Source organism: Microbacterium natoriense (assembly GCF_030816295.1).
Classification (GTDB): domain Bacteria; phylum Actinomycetota; class Actinomycetes; order Actinomycetales; family Microbacteriaceae; genus Microbacterium; species Microbacterium natoriense_A.
In genome coordinates, this window is sequence record NZ_JAUSXV010000001.1 from 3,347,558 (window position 1) to 3,363,923 (window position 16,366).

At 68.9% G+C, this 16,366-nt stretch carries 15 protein-coding genes; 11 read left to right on the forward strand and 4 right to left on the reverse strand.

What is annotated here, in order from left to right:
- Window positions 1-61 precede the first annotated feature (61 nt).
- A complete protein-coding gene (locus tag QFZ53_RS15840; protein ID WP_307298082.1) occupies window positions 62-1,825 on the forward strand; it encodes an acetyl/propionyl/methylcrotonyl-CoA carboxylase subunit alpha in 1,764 nt (587 codons plus the stop codon).
- A 10-nt stretch (window positions 1,826-1,835) separates the two neighbouring features.
- On the opposite strand, the gene QFZ53_RS15845 is transcribed toward QFZ53_RS15840, so the two are convergent.
- Genes QFZ53_RS15845 through QFZ53_RS15855 form a run of 3 tightly spaced genes read right to left on the reverse strand, consistent with a single transcriptional unit; the run spans window position 1,836 to window position 4,748 of the window.
- A complete protein-coding gene (locus tag QFZ53_RS15845; RefSeq protein WP_307298084.1) occupies window positions 1,836-2,717 on the reverse strand; it encodes a hypothetical protein in 882 nt (293 codons plus the stop codon).
- Window positions 2,714-3,295 (reverse strand): VanZ family protein, encoded by a 582-nt coding sequence (locus QFZ53_RS15850; RefSeq protein WP_307298086.1) that lies wholly within the window; start codon window positions 3,293-3,295, stop codon window positions 2,714-2,716. The genes QFZ53_RS15845 and QFZ53_RS15850 overlap by 4 nt, the downstream gene beginning before the upstream one ends.
- A 1-nt stretch (window position 3,296) precedes the next feature.
- Window positions 3,297-4,748 (reverse strand): NAD(P)H-quinone dehydrogenase, encoded by a 1,452-nt coding sequence (locus QFZ53_RS15855; RefSeq protein ID WP_373426297.1) that lies wholly within the window; start codon window positions 4,746-4,748, stop codon window positions 3,297-3,299.
- A gap of 48 nt (window positions 4,749-4,796) precedes the next feature.
- Between QFZ53_RS15855 and QFZ53_RS15860 the strand changes: the two genes are divergently transcribed.
- Genes QFZ53_RS15860 through QFZ53_RS15870 form a run of 3 tightly spaced genes read left to right on the forward strand, consistent with a single transcriptional unit; the run spans window position 4,797 to window position 7,572 of the window.
- On the forward strand, window positions 4,797-5,630 hold the full coding sequence (locus tag QFZ53_RS15860) for a purine-nucleoside phosphorylase (RefSeq protein WP_292909204.1): 834 nt from the start codon (window positions 4,797-4,799) through the stop codon (window positions 5,628-5,630).
- Window positions 5,627-7,297 carry a phospho-sugar mutase gene (locus QFZ53_RS15865; protein ID WP_307298090.1) on the forward strand — a complete coding sequence of 557 codons (1,671 nt, stop codon included), beginning with the start codon at window positions 5,627-5,629 and terminating at the stop codon, window positions 7,295-7,297. Before QFZ53_RS15860 ends, QFZ53_RS15865 begins: the two co-directional genes overlap by 4 nt.
- 11 nt (window positions 7,298-7,308) lie before the next feature.
- Entirely contained in the window at window positions 7,309-7,572 is a 264-nt protein-coding gene (locus QFZ53_RS15870; RefSeq protein WP_292909200.1) for an HPr family phosphocarrier protein, read from the forward strand.
- Here the strand turns inward: QFZ53_RS15870 and QFZ53_RS15875 are convergent, their stop codons facing one another.
- Complete coding sequence (locus tag QFZ53_RS15875; protein WP_307298093.1) at window positions 7,573-9,492, reverse strand: BglG family transcription antiterminator; 1,920 nt, start codon at window positions 9,490-9,492, stop codon at window positions 7,573-7,575.
- 162 nt (window positions 9,493-9,654) lie between these two features.
- Between QFZ53_RS15875 and QFZ53_RS15880 the strand changes: the two genes are divergently transcribed.
- The 7 genes from QFZ53_RS15880 to QFZ53_RS15910 are packed head-to-tail and all read left to right on the forward strand — an operon-like array spanning window position 9,655 to window position 16,349.
- A complete protein-coding gene (locus tag QFZ53_RS15880; RefSeq protein ID WP_307298095.1) occupies window positions 9,655-9,972 on the forward strand; it encodes a PTS sugar transporter subunit IIB in 318 nt (105 codons plus the stop codon).
- Complete coding sequence (locus QFZ53_RS15885; RefSeq protein ID WP_307298097.1) at window positions 9,969-10,247, forward strand: HPr family phosphocarrier protein; 279 nt, start codon at window positions 9,969-9,971, stop codon at window positions 10,245-10,247. Before QFZ53_RS15880 ends, QFZ53_RS15885 begins: the two co-directional genes overlap by 4 nt.
- Window positions 10,247-11,914 (forward strand): phosphoenolpyruvate--protein phosphotransferase, encoded by a 1,668-nt coding sequence (ptsP, locus tag QFZ53_RS15890; RefSeq protein WP_307298098.1) that lies wholly within the window; start codon window positions 10,247-10,249, stop codon window positions 11,912-11,914. The genes QFZ53_RS15885 and ptsP overlap by 1 nt, the downstream gene beginning before the upstream one ends.
- 28 nt (window positions 11,915-11,942) lie before the next feature.
- Window positions 11,943-13,487 carry a PTS mannitol transporter subunit IICB gene (locus QFZ53_RS15895; protein WP_307298099.1) on the forward strand — a complete coding sequence of 515 codons (1,545 nt, stop codon included), beginning with the start codon at window positions 11,943-11,945 and terminating at the stop codon, window positions 13,485-13,487.
- A complete protein-coding gene (locus tag QFZ53_RS15900) occupies window positions 13,487-13,921 on the forward strand; it encodes a PTS sugar transporter subunit IIA (RefSeq protein WP_292909188.1) in 435 nt (144 codons plus the stop codon). Before QFZ53_RS15895 ends, QFZ53_RS15900 begins: the two co-directional genes overlap by 1 nt.
- The gene (locus QFZ53_RS15905; protein ID WP_292909186.1) at window positions 13,918-15,072 is read left to right on the forward strand and encodes a mannitol-1-phosphate 5-dehydrogenase; all 1,155 of its coding nucleotides are present in this window, start codon (window positions 13,918-13,920) and stop codon (window positions 15,070-15,072) included. Before QFZ53_RS15900 ends, QFZ53_RS15905 begins: the two co-directional genes overlap by 4 nt.
- Window positions 15,072-16,349 carry a flavin-containing monooxygenase gene (locus QFZ53_RS15910; RefSeq protein WP_307298102.1) on the forward strand — a complete coding sequence of 426 codons (1,278 nt, stop codon included), beginning with the start codon at window positions 15,072-15,074 and terminating at the stop codon, window positions 16,347-16,349. The genes QFZ53_RS15905 and QFZ53_RS15910 overlap by 1 nt, the downstream gene beginning before the upstream one ends.
- Window positions 16,350-16,366: the final 17 nt, after the last annotated feature.

Here is a 16,366-nt window from a genome sequence, read left to right on the forward strand (position 1 = left end):
CCGATGTTTCTTGTGGAGAGTCGTCAAATAGATCGGGAGCGTTCTCGATAGGCTGACACTCATGCCCATCGAGAAGGTTCTTATCGCCAACCGGGGCGAGATCGCCGTCCGCATCATCCGCGCCGCCCGTGATTCGGGCATCGCCTCGGTCGCCGTCTACGCCGACCAGGACAGGGATGCGATGCACGCCCGCCTCGCCGACGAGGCCTACGCCCTGGGCGGTGCGACCAGCGCCGAGACCTACCTGCAGATCGAGAAGATCCTGTCGGTGGCACGTCGCGCCGGGGCGGATGCCGTGCACCCCGGTTACGGCTTCCTCGCGGAGAACGCCGAATTCGCCCGCGCCGTGATCGGCGCCGGCATGACATGGATCGGCCCATCGCCCGAGGCCATCGAGGCGCTGGGCGACAAGGTGACCGCGCGTCACGTCGCCGAGAAGGTGGGGGCTCCTCTCGCCCCCGGCACGCCCGGGCCCGTGAACGGGGCGGACGAGGTCATCGCCTTCGCGAAGGAGCACGGCCTGCCCATCGCGATCAAGGCGGCATACGGCGGCGGCGGACGCGGCCTCAAGGTCGCCCGCGAGCTCGACGAGGTCGCCGAGCTCTTCGAATCGGCGACGCGCGAAGCGGTGACCGCCTTCGGGCGCGGCGAATGCTTCGTGGAGAAGTACCTCGACAAGCCGCGCCACGTCGAGACCCAGTGCCTCGCCGACGCCGAGGGCAACGTCGTCGTCATCTCCACGCGCGACTGCTCCCTGCAGCGGCGCCACCAGAAGCTCGTCGAGGAGGCCCCTGCGCCCTTCCTCACGGAGGAGCAGAACCGCCAGCTGTACGAAGCGTCGAAGGCCATCCTGAAAGAGGTCGGCTACGTCGGCGCCGGCACGTGCGAGTTCCTCATCGGCGCGGATGGCACCGTGTCGTTCCTCGAGGTGAACACCCGTCTGCAGGTCGAGCATCCGGTATCCGAAGAGGTCACCGGCATCGACCTCGTGCGCGAGCAGTTCCGCATCGCCGCTGGCGGAATCATCGACTACGCCGACCCGGAGCCCCAGGGGCACTCGATCGAGTTCCGCATCAACGGCGAAGACCCGGGTCGCGGCTTCCTCCCCCAGCCGGGTCCTATCCACGTCTTCAAGACCTTCGGGGGCCCCGGCATCCGTCTCGACTCCGGCGTCACGGCCGGCGACTCGGTCTCGGGCGCGTTCGACTCGTTGCTCGCGAAGATCATCGTGACCGGCAAGGACCGTGCCGAGGCGCTGGAGCGCTCCCGCCGGGCGCTCGACGAGTTCGAGGTGTCGGGCATGCCGACCGTGCTGCCGTTCCACCGCAAGGTCGTGCGAGACCCGGCATTCACGGCGGAGAACGGCGAGTTCGGCATCTTCACGCGCTGGATCGAGACCGAGTTCGTGAACGACATCCCCGCGTGGGACGGCGAGCTGGAATCACCTGCTGAGGCCGCGGGGCGCCACACGGTGGTCGTCGAGGTCGGCGGCAAGCGGCTCGAGGTCAGCCTGCCCGACCGCGTGGCCGCATCGGTCAGCGCCGCGGGCCGCCCGGCCGCCGTGCCGCCGTCGCGCCGCAGCCACGCCACCACAGTGGGCGCCGGCGCATCCGGTGATGCGGTGAAGTCGCCCATGCAGGCCACCGTCGTGAAGATCGCGGTCGAAGACGGCCAGCAGGTCGTCAAGGGAGATCTCGTCGTCGTGCTCGAGGCCATGAAGATGGAGCAGCCGCTGCAGGCGCACAAGGACGGCGTCGTCGGCAACATCAGCGCGGATGCGGGAACCACCGTGTCAGCGGGACATCAGCTGCTCACCATCAGCTGACGCTCGGGCCTCACGCGGTCGGGGCGGAAGCACACCATTCGTCCAACAGCAGCTGCCCCGACGGCGTGCCGAGAATCGCCCGTGAGCTCGGCGAACGGTGGAAGCCGTGCAGCGCCGACCACGCCACCTGCGGGTGCATCTGAAGCATCGCCGCTGCAACCGTGACAGTGGCGGGGGCCTGCGTGCCGCCCGTCCCGATCGCGCGTTCCGGGTCGAGGCGGAGCCGGATCAGCGGAGCCCGGTCCACGCCGCGTCGGGGTTCGGTCACCTCGGCCTCAACACGGCGGATCGCCGCCCACGGCACATGCAAGGTCTCCCCCACACGGACTAGAAAGACCCCGTCAGAGCCGATGGCCAACCCGACCGGGCGTTGACCGAACGCATTGAACCGATACCGGGCAACGGTCCCTCGCGTCGCCGCATAGGCGAACAGCGCGGCGAGCAATCCGAGCACCGCCGCACCGAGGAAGGCCTGAGGCCGCCCGGCCGCCCCCATCTGCACGGCCACGGCCGTCGCCGCGGTCAGCACCATCGCCCACACGGCCGACAGCAGGAGGGCGGCAGCGCCGGCAAGCCGTTCGGGGACGAAATGCACCCGGACATCGGTCGTCGACGTTCTTCCCCCGGCCAACCTCGCCGTGTCGACCAGCTGCATGCGCCCCCGGCCGAAGGGTCTGCGAGCCGCGACGACCAACGCCGTGAGACCGAAAAGTGCGAGGACCGCGCCGGACCACAACGGTCCTGCGTCGCCTCCGGAGAAGCTGACCATCGCAGCCGCGATCGCGAACAATGCGATGCCGACCCAGAGCATTCCCACGTTTCGCCCTGGTCGCCGCTCACCCCAGTTCGCTGGCCACGCCTGCATCGGCGGTACGACGTCAGGGGCGGTCATTGCGCGGCTCCTGCACGACCTGACGCGCGTGCCGAAGGAACCAGCGAACTGCGCTCGGCGATACGGCGCAGACCCCGGTGGCGGGTGAGCAGCAGGAACAGCCCGTAGCCGATCAGTGCGCCCACGGTGTTCGCGATCAGATCGTCGATGTCGGCCACGCGTCGAAGCCCGACGGCGAGATCCGCGACGAACTGCGCGATCTCGATGGCGAGGCTCGCGAGCAGTCCATGCAGCAGCACCTGCCAGATCGAGGTGATCCTCCGCACCAGCGGCATCAGAAACCCGAGCGGAGCGAAGAGCAGCGCGTTGAGGAGCAGGCCCGAGGGGTCGTCGAGGAGATCGGTGAACGGCACGAGGTTGATCCAGACCGACCACTCGGGCGGGTCGCTCTCGGGCGCCAGCGGGATGGGGAACAGGGTATGTCCGACAAGGCCTGCCGTGTACACGCACCCGACGATCACCACGATGGCGCGCGGCAGCGTCAGCTCGGTCCGGCGGTGCAGTCGCACGAGCAGCACGACGATCGCGATGACGGCGAGGGGCGCGAGAACCGGCAGCGCGGGAAGATACGGACTCATTTCAGCTGACGATGTTCACCTTGTGCATCGCTCGAGAGGCGTCGGTGATGCTCGACGACAGCGACGGGTATGCGGCGAACACACGAGACACCTGATCGACGGTCAGCCGACGCTCGACGGCGACCGCGATCGGGTAGATCAGCTCGGAAGCCTTCGGCGCCACGATCACGCCGCCGATCACCGTGCCGGAGCCCTTGCGGGCGATCAGCTTCACGAACCCGTCCTTGATGCCCATCATCTTCGCGCGGGGGTTCGCCGCCAGCGGGAGCTTGTAGACGAGACCGTCGGCGATGCCGTCTTCCACGTCCTGCTCACTGAAGCCGACCGTCGCGATCTCGGGAGCCGTGAAGATGTTCGAGGTGATCTTGCGCAGCTCGAGCGGGATCACGATGTCGCCCAGCGCGTGGAAGACGGCCGTGCGCCCCTGCATGGACGCGACGGACGCCAGCGGGAAGAAGTTCGTGCAGTCGCCGACCGCATAGATGTTCGGCACGGAGGTCCTGGCGACCTTGTTGACGCGGATGTGCCCCGACTCGGTGAGTTCGACGCCTGCATCCTGAAGACCGATGTCCGCCGTGTTCGGGATCGATCCGACTGCCATCAGACAGTGCGAGCCCTCGACGGTCGTGCCGTCGGACAGGGTCGCGGTGACGCCGTCCTTCGTGACCTCGACCTTGTCGGCGCGCGACTTCGAGAGCACCTGCATGCCGCCGCGCTTGAACACCTTCTCCAGCACCCGGGCAGCATCCTGGTCGGAGCCCGGCAGCACCTGCTCGCGGCTGGAGATCAGCGTGACCTTGGCGCCGAGGTTCATGTAGGCGGAGGCGAACTCGGCGCCGGTGACGCCGGAGCCGACGACGATCAGGTGCTCGGGCAGCGCCTTCATGTCGTACAGCTGGGTCCAGGTCAGGATGCGCTTGCCGTCGGGCTTGGCAGAATCGAGTTCGCGCGGCGACGCTCCGACGGCGACGACGATGGTGTCGGCCTCGATGCGGTCGAAGTCGGTGCCGTCGACGCCGGTCGACACGACGATCGCGTTGGTCCCCTCGAGGCGCCCGTGTCCGGGCAGAACTCGCACTCCGGCTTCGAGCAGGGCGGCGCGCATGTCTTCGGACTGCTGACCGGCCAGAGCGATCAGCCGCTTGTTCACCGCTGCGAGGTTGATCGCGATCTCGGGCTTGAGCGGCTTGCCGTTCTCCCCCTTGGCATAGAACTGCACTCCCAGGTCGCTGGCCTCGGCGATCGCGACAGCCGCGTCGGCCGTGGCGATCAGGCTCTTCGACGGCACCACATCGGTGAGAACCGCAGAACCGCCGATGCCGACGCGCTCGACCAGCGTCACCTCTGCCCCGAGCTGCGCGGCCGCGAGGGCCGCTTCGTAACCGCCGGGACCGCCGCCGAGGACGGCGACGCGCTGTGTGCGCTCAAAAGGGGTGAAAGACATGCCTTCCATTCTTCCGCAATCCTGGCGGGTGAGCCGTCACGTTCATAGAGTGGACCCATGCCCGAAACGCACAGCAACCCTCTCGATGACCCGTCCGCGAACCCGTTCGAGGTCGCCGCCGCCGCCGCGGCCGATATCGCACGGCTCTCCGGCGTCGAGAAGCACGACATCGCCCTCACCCTCGGCAGCGGCTGGGGCAAGGCGGCAGACATCATCGGCGAGACCGTCGCGACCATCCCGGCCACCGACGTCACCGGTTTCTCCAAACCGGCCCTCGAAGGACACGTCGGCACGCTCCGCAGCATCCGCACCCCTGACGGCAAGCACGTGCTCGTGATCGGCGCCCGCACCCACTACTACGAAGATCACGGCGTCCGCCGCGTCGTGCACTCGGTCCGCACCGCGGCCGCCACCGGCGCCTCGATCATGGTCCTCACCAACGGGGCCGGCGGCATCCGCGAGACCTGGAAGCCCGGCCAGCCGGTGCTGATCAGCGACCACATCAACCTCACCGCCGACTCTCCGCTCGAGGGCGCGACGTTCATCGACCTGACGGATCTGTACTCGAAGCGCCTGCGCGACGTCGCGCGCACGATCGATCCCACGCTCGACGAAGGCGTCTACACGCAGTTCCGCGGTCCGCACTACGAGACACCCGCAGAAGTGCAGATGGCGAAGGCCATCGGCGGCCACATCGTCGGCATGTCGACCGCGCTGGAAGCGATCGCGGCACGAGAGGCCGGTATGGAGATCCTCGGCTTCTCTCTCATCACCAACCTCGCGGCCGGCATCCAGCAGACCCCGCTCAGCCACGCCGAGGTCATCGAAGCCGGACAGCTCGCCGAACCGGTGATCACGAAGCTGCTCGCCCGCGTCATCGAGGCGCTGTGAGCGACGCGCTTCTCGCCACCGCCCGCGCCTGGCTGCGGCAGGATCCCGATCATCAGACCCGCGACGAGCTGGCCGGACTCATCACGAGGGTCGCCGCGGGCGACGACGCGGCGACGGCCGACCTCTCCGACCGTTTCGGCGCGCGTCTCGCCTTCGGCACAGCGGGCCTGCGCGGAGAACTCGGAGCGGGGAGCAACCGGATGAACCGGGTGCTGGTGTCGCAGGCCGCTGCCGGCTTCGCCGCCTACCTGCGTGAGAAGGCCGACGGCCGCACCCCCACCGTCGTCATCGGCTACGACGGCCGACGCAACTCCCGCGTGTTCGCGATCGACTCCGCTGAGCTGTTCGCGGGTGCGGGCCTGCGGGCCATCCTCCTCCCCCGTCTGCTGCCGACGCCGGTGCTCGCCTTCGCGGTGCGCCATCTGGGCGCCGACGCCGGAGTCATGGTCACGGCCAGCCACAACCCGCCGAACGACAACGGCTACAAGGTCTATCTGGGCGGCGCCGACGACGGTTCGCAGATCGTCGCTCCGGCGGATGCCGAGATCGCCGCGCACATCCAGCGGGTGGCAGATGCCGGCGACATCACGGTTCTGCCGCGTTCGACGGCGTACGAGACGGCGGGTGACGATGTCGTCGAGGCCTATGTCTCGGCCACAGCAGCGGTCGCTCCTGCCCCGGAGGCTGCGGGCGGACTCCGCTGGGTCTACACCGCGATGCACGGGGTCGGATGGGAGACGTTCTCTCGGATCGTGAGCGCCGCGGGCTATCCCCAGCCTCTCGTGGTGGACGAACAGCTCAACCCCGACGCGACGTTCCGCACCGTATCGTTCCCGAACCCCGAAGAACCCGGCGCCATGGACCTCGCGTTCGCGAGAGCCCGCCGAGTGCAGGCCGATTTCATCCTCGCCAACGACCCCGACGCCGATCGGCTCGCCGTCGCCGTCCCCGACAAGAGCGTCGAGGGCGGCTGGCGACGACTGACCGGCAACGAGGTGGGCCTGCTGCTGGGCGCGCGAGCCGCACGCGCTGCAGAGGGAACACCCGGCGCGTCCCTGGCATGCTCGCTCGTGTCCTCCCCCGGCCTCGGCGCGATCGCCGCACACCACGGTCTCGACTTCCACGAGACCCTGACCGGCTTCAAATGGATCTCCCGCGCACCGGGCATGGTGTTCGGCTTCGAAGAGGCTCTCGGGTACCTCGTGAACCCCGGCACCGTACGAGACAAGGACGGCATCTCCGCCGCCGTCGCGATCCTCGGCCTTGCTGCCGAGGCCCGCGAGCGGGGTGTCGGACTCACCGACCTGCTCGCCGAACTCGGCGAGGTCTACGGCCATTTCGCGAGCGGTCAGGTCTCGATCCGCGTCGATGATCTGTCGATCATCGGCCGGGTCATGCTGTCGTTGCGCACGCTGCCCCCCGCGCACATCGGCACGCACGCGGTCGTCTCGGCGGAAGACCTCCTCCACGCCCCCGCGGGCGTGCCGTCCGGTGACGTGCTGCGCTACCGCTTGGCGGACGGATCCCGGGTGATCGTGCGGCCGAGCGGCACCGAACCCAAGCTGAAGGTCTACATCGACGCGAAGGCCGACTCCGCCCAAGGCGCGACGCAGACCGTCGCCGACCTCGAAGCAGGCGTGCGCGCGCTGCTCGAGGAGCGCTCCTGAGCGAGGCGGGCATGGCGACGCGGCGGGTCCGGATCACCGCTCTCAACGGAGGTCACGCGCGACCCGTCGCGGAGCTCGTCCGCCTCGCCATGGCCCACGACGGGCCGGTCGTCGTACGCAAGGAGACGGGTGCGGAGGCTGATCTCCGCAGTGTGCTCGCCGTGATGATGCTCGACCTCGCCGAGGGTGACGTGGTGACGCTGGAGACGGCGGATGCGCCGGCATCCGCCTCACTGCTCGATGAGCTCGCGGCCGTGCTCGACCCGAAGGGCTGATCAGCCGTCGATCACGGCGACGAGTTCGTCGAGGAACGCCTCGAAGGTCGTTCCACGGCGTACGATGCGCTGCACGCTGTCGCGCTCGCTGAACACCTCGACGAGCTGCTCGAACACCGTCTGGAACGCGGCCCGGTCGCTCTCGCTGAACGCGGCGAGAGCGACCACCTGCACGCGTCCATCGCCCCACCCGACCGATCCCTCGGCCACGCCGATCGCGATCGCGGTGCGAGTGGCGGTCATCTGGAGGGCGTGCGGCACGGCGAGGGCGTCGGTGAAGGCGGTGGACGACATCCGCTCGCGCACGGTCGTGTTCTCGACGTAGTCCTCGCCGATCAGTCCGCGCCGCACGAGCAGGTCGCCGAGACGGCGGATGATGCTCTCTTCGCCCTCGTCAGGCAGCGGATGCAGGAAGGCCTCGGCGTCGAAATACCGCGACAGCTCGGCGCGGAGGCGATTCAGGCGGCGGGCCCTGCGCAGTCGCGCGGCCGCCTGCTGCACCCGCTCCGCGTCGGTCTCGGAGAAGAACGGATGGATCCGCACGACGCGGTCGGAGTCATCCGCAGGCTCGATCGTGGAGAGCACGAGATCGGTGTCGAAAGATGACCAGTCGGGGTCGACGCTCGTCACGACGCTTGTGACCTCGATGGCCGATCCGAGTGAACGGTCGACGCTCGAACGAAGCAGCTCGTGCAGCTCGTAGTACCCCGGGCAGACGATCGTCGCGGTGAGGATCGACGCGGCAGCGCGGCTGCGCTCGATACGGCCGCCCACGTGCATCGCGATGTAGGCGATCTCGTCATCGTGGATCGGCGAGCCGAGCCTGTCGTGCAGTCCGCTGGCGATCGACACCGCGACCTCGAAGATCATCGGGTAGGTCGACTTGAGCGACCGCGTCAGCGGGTTCCGCGACAATGCCCGGCTCTCGGCACGGCGCAGCAGGTTCTGGATGTGCAGCGACAACCGCAGCACGAAGGAGTCGTCGACCAGATCGAGCCGGTACTCCGCGGCCGCCCGTTCGAGTTCGGCCCGCACCGCCGCTTCCACGCGCGGCTCCACCCCGCTGCGTGCCGCGTCTCTCGTGGTGGAGTCGCCCGGGGCGACCACGCGGGTGAGCACCAGCGAGGCGAGGTGGGCGACGTCCCCGTCGCCCAGCCGCACGCCGAAATGATCGCCGGCGAGACGGGAGATCACGGCGCCCACCTGCGGGATCTCCTCCCGAGCGTGAGCGTCGGCCTCCGACAGCGCGTGCCCCGCGGCGACCCGATCGGCCGCGATCGCGATGTGCAGCAGGACGTCGGAGATCGCCAGCTCGTTGACGTAGTAGCCGAGTCCGCTCAGCTCCTCCACGAGTGCCTTCTTGAACGGCGCCACCGCCGTGGTGTCCACCGCGTCGCCGACCAACGCGGTGCGGAACGTCTCAGGATGGAACGACGCCGTCACCGACTCGTCGTGCGCCAGGCGGCTGATCAGACGGCGGCGGGCTTCCTCCGAACCGCTCAGGCGCACCTGCTCGCGATCCCGCCCCAGTACGAGACCGGTGCCCTCGAGCACGGCGCGAACGCGCGTGAGATCGGCCTCCAGTGTGGCCTCGCTCACGTGCAGGCGCGCGGCGGCGTCGTACACGTCGATGCCCTCGGCGTCGTCGAGCAGCATCCGCACGACAGCGTGCAGGCGGTGGCGCGGCGTGCTCTCGCCCGATCGCGTCCGCAGCGCATCGCGGGCCGACGGGCCCGTCCGATAGCCGGCCGGACCGGACTCCACTGCGTCGCCTGCGGGAACGCGGGCGTTCAGCGACACCACGTACGAGCGGATGCTGCGCGGCGTCACCCCGAGCAGATCGGCCAGGCTCGACGCCGTCACCCACGCATCCTCACGCAGCAGAGCGGCGAGGAGCTGATCCTGGCGCTGACGCGACATGTGCCTCCCACTCTCCGCGCGGGCGACGCCTGTGTCCCGCGTCTCCATGATGTCAGGATCCGCGGCGGCGGGGGCGGAAGGCGAGATTCCGCAGGGGCGGAAATGTTCCTGTTGGCGATCCGGCTCCCTGGCTCCCAGACTGTTCTCAGGAAGGCGGAATCGATGAAGATCCTGGTTATCTGCGGCGCGGGCGCGTCGAGCACGTTCGTCGCCCAGCGGCTGCGCCGTGCGGCTGAGGCCGCAGGACTCGACTGGGACACGGCCGCCGGCACCGTCCAATCGGTCACCGAATCCAGCGCCGACCTCATCCTCGTCGGCCCCCATCTGAAGGAGCGCGCCGTGGATCTGCGCGAGGTCCTTCCCATGCCGATCGTCGTGCTCCCCGACGACATCTTCGACGACCGCGACGGACGGCGCACGCTCGCGCTCTCCCGTGCCGTCCTCGCCGACCCCCGCACCACATCGGAAGGAAGATCATGACCGTCACACGCACCGTCCGTATCGGTTCGTCGCACGGGCTCCACGCCCGCCCTGCGAAGCTGTTCGCCCAGGCCGCGAAGGACTCCGGCATTCCCGTGACCATCGCGAAGGATGCGGGTTCGCCCGTCAACGCGGCGAGCATCCTCGGCGTCATCGGCCTCGCGATCGAGTTCGGCGACTACGTGACGATCACGGCCGACGGCGAGGGCGCAGACGCGGTGCTCGACACCCTCACCGAGTTGCTCACCACCGACTACGATGCGGAGAGCGCCTGATGAGCGAGTTGCGCGGAGTGGGAATCGGCCTCGGCATCGCCCAGGGGCCCGTGATCCGGATGACGGAGGCGCTGGCCGCGCCCGAGCAGACGTCGAGCACGATCGGGGCGGATGCCGAGCGCGCGCGTGCGCGCGCATCGATCGCCGCCGTCGCCGCTGAACTGACCGCCCGCGGGGAACTCGCAGGCGGAGCCGCCCAGGAGGTGCTCGAGGCCCAGGCGATGATCGCTGAGGACCCGACCCTGCAGGACGAGGTCGACAGCCGCGTCGACGCCGGAAGCACCGCTGAGTGGGCCGTGCACGATGCGTTCGCCGGTTTCCGCGCCACGCTCGAGGCTGTCGGCGGATACCTCGGCGAGCGCGCGGCCGACCTTGACGACATCGCTCAGCGCGTGCTCGCGCACCTGCGCGGCGTGGCGGCGCCCGGCGTCCCCGACCCCGGCCACCCTTTCGTGCTGGTCGCCCGGGATCTCGCCCCCGCCGACACCGCTCTGCTGAAGCTCGATCAGGTGCTCGCACTCGTGACCACCGATGGCGGTCCGACCTCGCACACCGCGATCCTCGCGCGTGAGAAGGGCATCGTCGCGATCGTCGGCGCCGCAGACGCGGCGGGCCTCCGCGACGGCGAGACGGTCATCGTCGACGCGTCCAGCGGCGTGGTGGTCACCGATCCGTCAGCCGAGGAGCTCGAGCGCGCGGCGCAGCGCGCCGCAGACCGGCTCTCCGCCGTGGCGGCTCCGCTCACCCCCGGAGCTCTGGCCGACGGCACCGCTGTGCCGCTTCTGGCCAACCTGGGCAAGCCGGCCGACGCGACGGATGCCGTCGCCCGAGGCGCGGAGGGCGTCGGTCTGTTCCGCACCGAGTTCCTCTTCCTGTCATCCGCGCAGGCGCCGACGGTCGAGCAGCAGCGCGAGTCGTACCGCGAGCTGCTCGCAGCCTTCCCCGGCAAGAAGGTGGTCGTGCGCATGCTCGACGCCGGTGCAGACAAGCCTCTGGCCTTCCTCAACGACGCGCACGAGGAGAACCCCGCGCTCGGCCTTCGCGGACTCCGCGCGCTCCGCGCCAGCGAGGACATCCTGCGCGAGCAGCTCACGGCTCTCGCCGAAGCGGATGCCGCGACCGAAGCCGATCTGTGGGTCATGGCGCCGATGGTGGCCACGGTCGAGGAGACGAAGTACTTCACGTCTCTCGCCCGTGAGTACGGCCTGAAGACCCCCGGCGTCATGGTCGAGGTCCCCGCCGCGGCGCTCCTGGCCGACCGTGTGCTCGCGCACGCGGACTTCGCCTCGATCGGCACGAACGACCTCACGCAGTACACGATGGCGGCGGACCGCATGCTCGGCTCTGTCGCCGACTTCCAGGATCCGTGGCACCCCGCGGTGCTGCGCCTGGTGCGAGAGGTGGGCGCCGCAGGCGCCCGGCTCGGCAAGCCCGTCGGCATCTGCGGAGAGGCTGCGGCCGACCCGCTGCTGGCCGTGGTGCTGGTCGGCCTCGGCGCGACCAGCCTCTCGATGGCACCCGCGGCTCTCGCCGACGTGCGCCAGATGCTCCTCGGCCGCACTCTCGACGAGGCCAGGCAGCTCGCCGCCGCCGCACTCGACGCAGACGACGCAGCATCCGCCCGACGCGCCGTGGCACAGCTCACGGCGTCCCTTCCTCAGCACTGAATCCCCTCACCAGAAAAGAGACGACATCATGACGACGACGTCATCAGCCGCCAAGCCCGGCGGCCTCCGCGTGGGCGTGCAGCGTTTCGGCACGTTCCTCTCGGGCATGATCATGCCGAACATTCCCGCGCTGATCGCGTGGGGCATCATCACCGCGTTGTTCATCGACGTCGGCTGGACGCCGAACGCGCAGCTCGCCACCATCGTCGGACCGATGATCCACTACCTGCTGCCGATCATCATCGCCTACACGGGCGGCACGATCGTGTACAAGACCCGCGGCGGCGTCGTGGCGGCGATTGCCGTGATGGGCGTCATCGCCGGCTCCGACTTCCTGATCGCCCAGTACAACGCAGAACTCCTCGCAGCGGACCCTGATGCGAAGACCCTCGGCGAGATCCACATGTTCATCGGCGCGATGATCATGGCTCCGCTCGCGGCCTACACGATGAAGTGGCTGGACTCCTTGTGGGAGGGGAAGATCAAGCCGGGCTTCGAGATGCTCGTGAACATGTTCTCGGCGGGCATCTGGGGCTTCGTGATGGTCATCGTCGGGTTCTACCCGGTCGCCTGGCTCGTCAACGGCATCATGAACGTGCTGTCCACCGTCGTGAACTGGCTGGTCGACACCAACCTGCTCCCGCTCACGAGCATCATCATCGAGCCGGCGAAGGTCTTCTTCCTCAACAACGCCATCAACCACGGCGTGCTCACGCCGCTCGGCACCCAGCAGGCGACGGAGAGCGGAAAGTCGATCCTGTTCCTGCTCGAGGCCAACCCCGGTCCCGGTGTCGGGCTGCTCCTGGCGTTCACGCTGTTCGGCATCGGCGCCGCTCGCGCTTCTGCCCCGGGCGCCGCCGTGATCCAGTTCTTCGGCGGCATCCACGAGGTCTACTTCCCCTACGCGCTGATGAAGCCCGTCCTGATCGTCGCCCTGATCGCAGGCGGCATGACGGGCGTGACGACGAACATGCTGTTCGGCACCGGACTCGTGGCTCCTGCCGCTCCTGGCAGCATCATCGCCGTTCTCGGGCAGACGTACCGGACCGACTACATCGGCGTGATCCTCTCGGTGATCCTCTCCGCGGCCGTCACCTTCATCATCGCCACGTTGATCCTGCGCGCCAGCCGCAAGAAGGATCTCGAGAAGGAAGACGCCTTCGCTGCGGCGGTCGCGCAGACCGAGGCCAACAAGGGCAAGTCATCCGATGCGCTGAGCGGTCTCGTCGCCAAGACGACCGAGACGACCGAGACGACCACCACCGCGGTCGCCACCGCGCCGATCACCAGCATTGTGTTCGCGTGCGACGCCGGGATGGGCTCCTCCGCGATGGGGGCGAGCGTGCTGCGCAACAAGTTCAAGAAGGCCGGCATCGAGGATCTGAAGATCGTCAACCAGGCCATCGCGAACCTCGACGGCACGGCCGACGTGGTGATCACCCAGCAGCAGCTGACCGACCGCGCAAAGGCCCAGTCGCCGAACTCGCTCCACATCTCGGTCGACAACTTCATGAATTCCCCGAAGTACGAGGAAGTCGTCCAGATGGTCCAGGACCAGCGAAAGGAAGCATGATGAGCGTTCTCACCCTCGGCCAGATCCGCATCCACCCGGGCTCCGTCTCGCAGGACGCGGCGCTGCAGGAGGCGACCGACATCCTCGTGACGGCCGGTGCGGTGACCCCCGCCTACATCGACGCCATGCGTCAGCGCGAGGTGACCGTGTCGACCTACATGGGCAACGGCCTCGCGATCCCGCACGGCACGAACGAGATGAAGGACACGATCCTCGCCTCTGCTCTCTCCGTCGTCCGCTACGACGGCGGCGTGGACTGGGCCGGCGAGCAGGCGAACTTCGTGATCGGCATCGCCGGGCGCGGAGACGAGCACCTCGAGATCCTGTCGCAGATCGCGATCCTGTTCTCCGACGATGACGATGTCGCGAAGCTCAACGCCGCCGCCACTCCCGACGAACTGTACGCGCTGTTGTCGGCGGTGAACGAGGGATGAAGGCCGTCCACTTCGGCGCAGGGAACATCGGCCGCGGGTTCGTCGGGCTGCTCCTGCACGAGGGCGGCTACGAGGTCGTCTTCTCAGACGTCGCGGACGCGCTCGTCGACGCCATCAATGGTGCTTCGCAGTACACAGTTCGCGAGGCGGGCCCCGGCGGCGTGAACCGGGTCGTCACCGGGTTCCGGGCGGTCAACAGCCGCCTGGACCCCGACGGCCTTGCCGACGAGATCGCCTCCGCGGACGTGGTCACGACCGCGGTCGGCCCCACCGTGCTGCGCTTCGTCGCTCCGGCGATCGTCGAGGGGCTTCGCCGGCGGAGCGCGGATGCCGCGCCCCTCCAGGTGATGGCCTGCGAGAACGCGATCGGCGCGACCGATCAGTTGCGCGACGAGGTCGTGGGGGCAGCAGGAGCGGATGCCGCTGCACTCGTCGCGCGCGCGGTCTTCGCCAACACCGCGGTCGATCGCATCGTTCCCGCACAGCCCGCTGGAGCCGGTGTCGATGTGACGGTCGAGCCCTACTTCGAGTGGGCGATCGAGTCAGGCCCCTTCGAGGGAGATCTGCCGTCGATCCCCGGTGCGCACTTCGTCGACGACCTCGCTCCCTACATCGAGCGCAAACTCTTCACGGTGAACACCGGGCACGCGGCCACGGCGTACTTCGGGGCGCGAGCCGGCCTCGAGCGCATCTCGGACGCGCTCGCCGATCCGCGGATCGCCGCGCAGGTCTCCGCTTGCCTGGAGGAGACCTCCGCCGTGCTGGTGGCCGAGCACGGCCTGGACCCGGCTGAACTCGCCGAGTACCGGGCGAAGATCCTCGACCGCTTCCGCAACCCCGAACTCGTCGACACTGTGCAGCGCGTCGGCCGTCAGCCGCTGCGCAAGATCTCGCGGCACGAGCGGTTCATCGGCCCCGGCGCGATGGCGGCCGAACGCGGGCTGTCGTCGGCAGCGCTCACGGCGGCGGTCGCCGCCGCCCTCGAGTTCGACGACCCGGCCGACGAGCAGTCGGTCGAGCTCCAGGAGCGGCTGCGCATCGAGGATGCCGTGACGTTCACGGCATCCGCTACGGGCCTCGACCCCGAGCATCCGCTGTTCGCGGCGATCCGCGATGCCGTGATCGCCCGCCAGGAGGCCATCATGGTGTGATGAGCACCTACGCGATCGTCGGGGCGGGTCCTTCGGGGCTCGCCTCTGCGCGTGCACTGAGCCGACGAGGCATCCGTGTCGAGGGTTACGAGGCCTCGCACGGGGTCGGCGGACTCTGGGACATCACGAATCCGCGGAGCACCGTGTACGAGTCCGCTCATCTGATCTCGTCTCGCACGACCACCGAGTTCGCCGAGTTCCCCATGCGCACGACCGTCGACTATCCCGGTCATCGTGTGCTGCTCGAGTACTTCCGCGACTACGCCGAGCACTTCGGCCTGACATCTCTGTTCCGCTTCGGCACCACGGTCACCCGGCTCGAGCCTCGCGACGGCGGCTGGGATCTCACGAGCACGGGCCCAGACGGCCAGCGCACCCGCCGATACGACGGCGTGGTGCTGGCCAACGGCACTCTCGCGCACCCGAACCTCCCGACTTTCGCCGGAGAGTTCTCGGGCGAGATCCTGCACACCTCCGACTACAAGAGCGCCGGGCAGCTGGCCGGCAAGAGGGTGCTGCTGATCGGCGCGGGCAACTCCGGTTGCGATATCGCGGTAGATGCCGTGCACCGGGCCGCCTCCGTCGACATGAGCGTGCGGCGCGGCTACTACTTCGTGCCGCGGTACCTCTTCGGCCGGCCCAGCGACACCCTCAACCAGAGACGTCAGCTGCCGCCGCGCATCAAACAGGCGGTCGACAGCCGGGTGCTGAAGGCGTTCACCGGCGACCCCGTGCGATTCGGATTCCCGAAGCCCGACTACCGCATCTACGAGTCGCATCCGATCGTGAACACGCTCATCCTGCACCACCTGGGTCAGGGAGACCTGCGGGTCCGCCCCGACGTGGAGCGGTTCGACGGCGCCGCCGTGCGCTTCCGCGACGCCACCTCCGGCGAGTACGACCTCGTGCTCCTGGCCACGGGGTACACGCTCGACTACCCCTTCGTCGACCGCGCCCATCTGCACTGGCAGGGCGCATCCCCCCGGCTGTTCCTGAACATGTTCCCGGTGTCGTTCAACGGCCTGTTCGTGATGGGCATGATCGAGGCCTCTGGCATCGGCTGGCAGGGACGCTACGAGCAGGCCGAACTGCTGGCGGCATATCTCGACGCGGCTCCCGAGAACGCCGCCGCCTTTCGTGATCGCGTCACCGGTGAACCCTGGCCTGACGTCACCGGCGGCTATCACTACCTCGGTCTCGACCGGATGGCCTACTACGTCAACAAGGACGCCTATCGCGCGGCCGTCAGACGCGAGAAGGCGGCGCTCGTGACGTGACCTGCTGAGGTCGCGCC

Excerpts from the sequence above, each read along its gene's own strand:
- QFZ53_RS15840 (WP_307298082.1), top strand. The coding sequence starts at position 62 with ATGCCCATCGAGAAGGTTCTTATCGCCAACCGGGGCGAGATCGCCGTC.
- QFZ53_RS15845 (WP_307298084.1), bottom strand. The coding sequence starts at position 2,717 with ATGACCGCCCCTGACGTCGTACCGCCGATGCAGGCGTGGCCAGCGAAC.
- QFZ53_RS15850 (WP_307298086.1), bottom strand. The coding sequence starts at position 3,295 with ATGAGTCCGTATCTTCCCGCGCTGCCGGTTCTCGCGCCCCTCGCCGTC.
- QFZ53_RS15855 (WP_373426297.1), bottom strand. The coding sequence starts at position 4,748 with ATGGAAGGCATGTCTTTCACCCCTTTTGAGCGCACACAGCGCGTCGCC.
- QFZ53_RS15860 (WP_292909204.1), top strand. The coding sequence starts at position 4,797 with ATGCCCGAAACGCACAGCAACCCTCTCGATGACCCGTCCGCGAACCCG.
- QFZ53_RS15870 (WP_292909200.1), top strand. The coding sequence starts at position 7,309 with ATGGCGACGCGGCGGGTCCGGATCACCGCTCTCAACGGAGGTCACGCG.
- QFZ53_RS15875 (WP_307298093.1), bottom strand. The coding sequence starts at position 9,492 with ATGTCGCGTCAGCGCCAGGATCAGCTCCTCGCCGCTCTGCTGCGTGAG.
- QFZ53_RS15880 (WP_307298095.1), top strand. The coding sequence starts at position 9,655 with ATGAAGATCCTGGTTATCTGCGGCGCGGGCGCGTCGAGCACGTTCGTC.
- QFZ53_RS15885 (WP_307298097.1), top strand. The coding sequence starts at position 9,969 with ATGACCGTCACACGCACCGTCCGTATCGGTTCGTCGCACGGGCTCCAC.
- ptsP (WP_307298098.1), top strand. The coding sequence starts at position 10,247 with ATGAGCGAGTTGCGCGGAGTGGGAATCGGCCTCGGCATCGCCCAGGGG.
- QFZ53_RS15895 (WP_307298099.1), top strand. The coding sequence starts at position 11,943 with ATGACGACGACGTCATCAGCCGCCAAGCCCGGCGGCCTCCGCGTGGGC.
- QFZ53_RS15900 (WP_292909188.1), top strand. The coding sequence starts at position 13,487 with ATGAGCGTTCTCACCCTCGGCCAGATCCGCATCCACCCGGGCTCCGTC.
- QFZ53_RS15905 (WP_292909186.1), top strand. The coding sequence starts at position 13,918 with ATGAAGGCCGTCCACTTCGGCGCAGGGAACATCGGCCGCGGGTTCGTC.
- QFZ53_RS15910 (WP_307298102.1), top strand. The coding sequence starts at position 15,072 with ATGAGCACCTACGCGATCGTCGGGGCGGGTCCTTCGGGGCTCGCCTCT.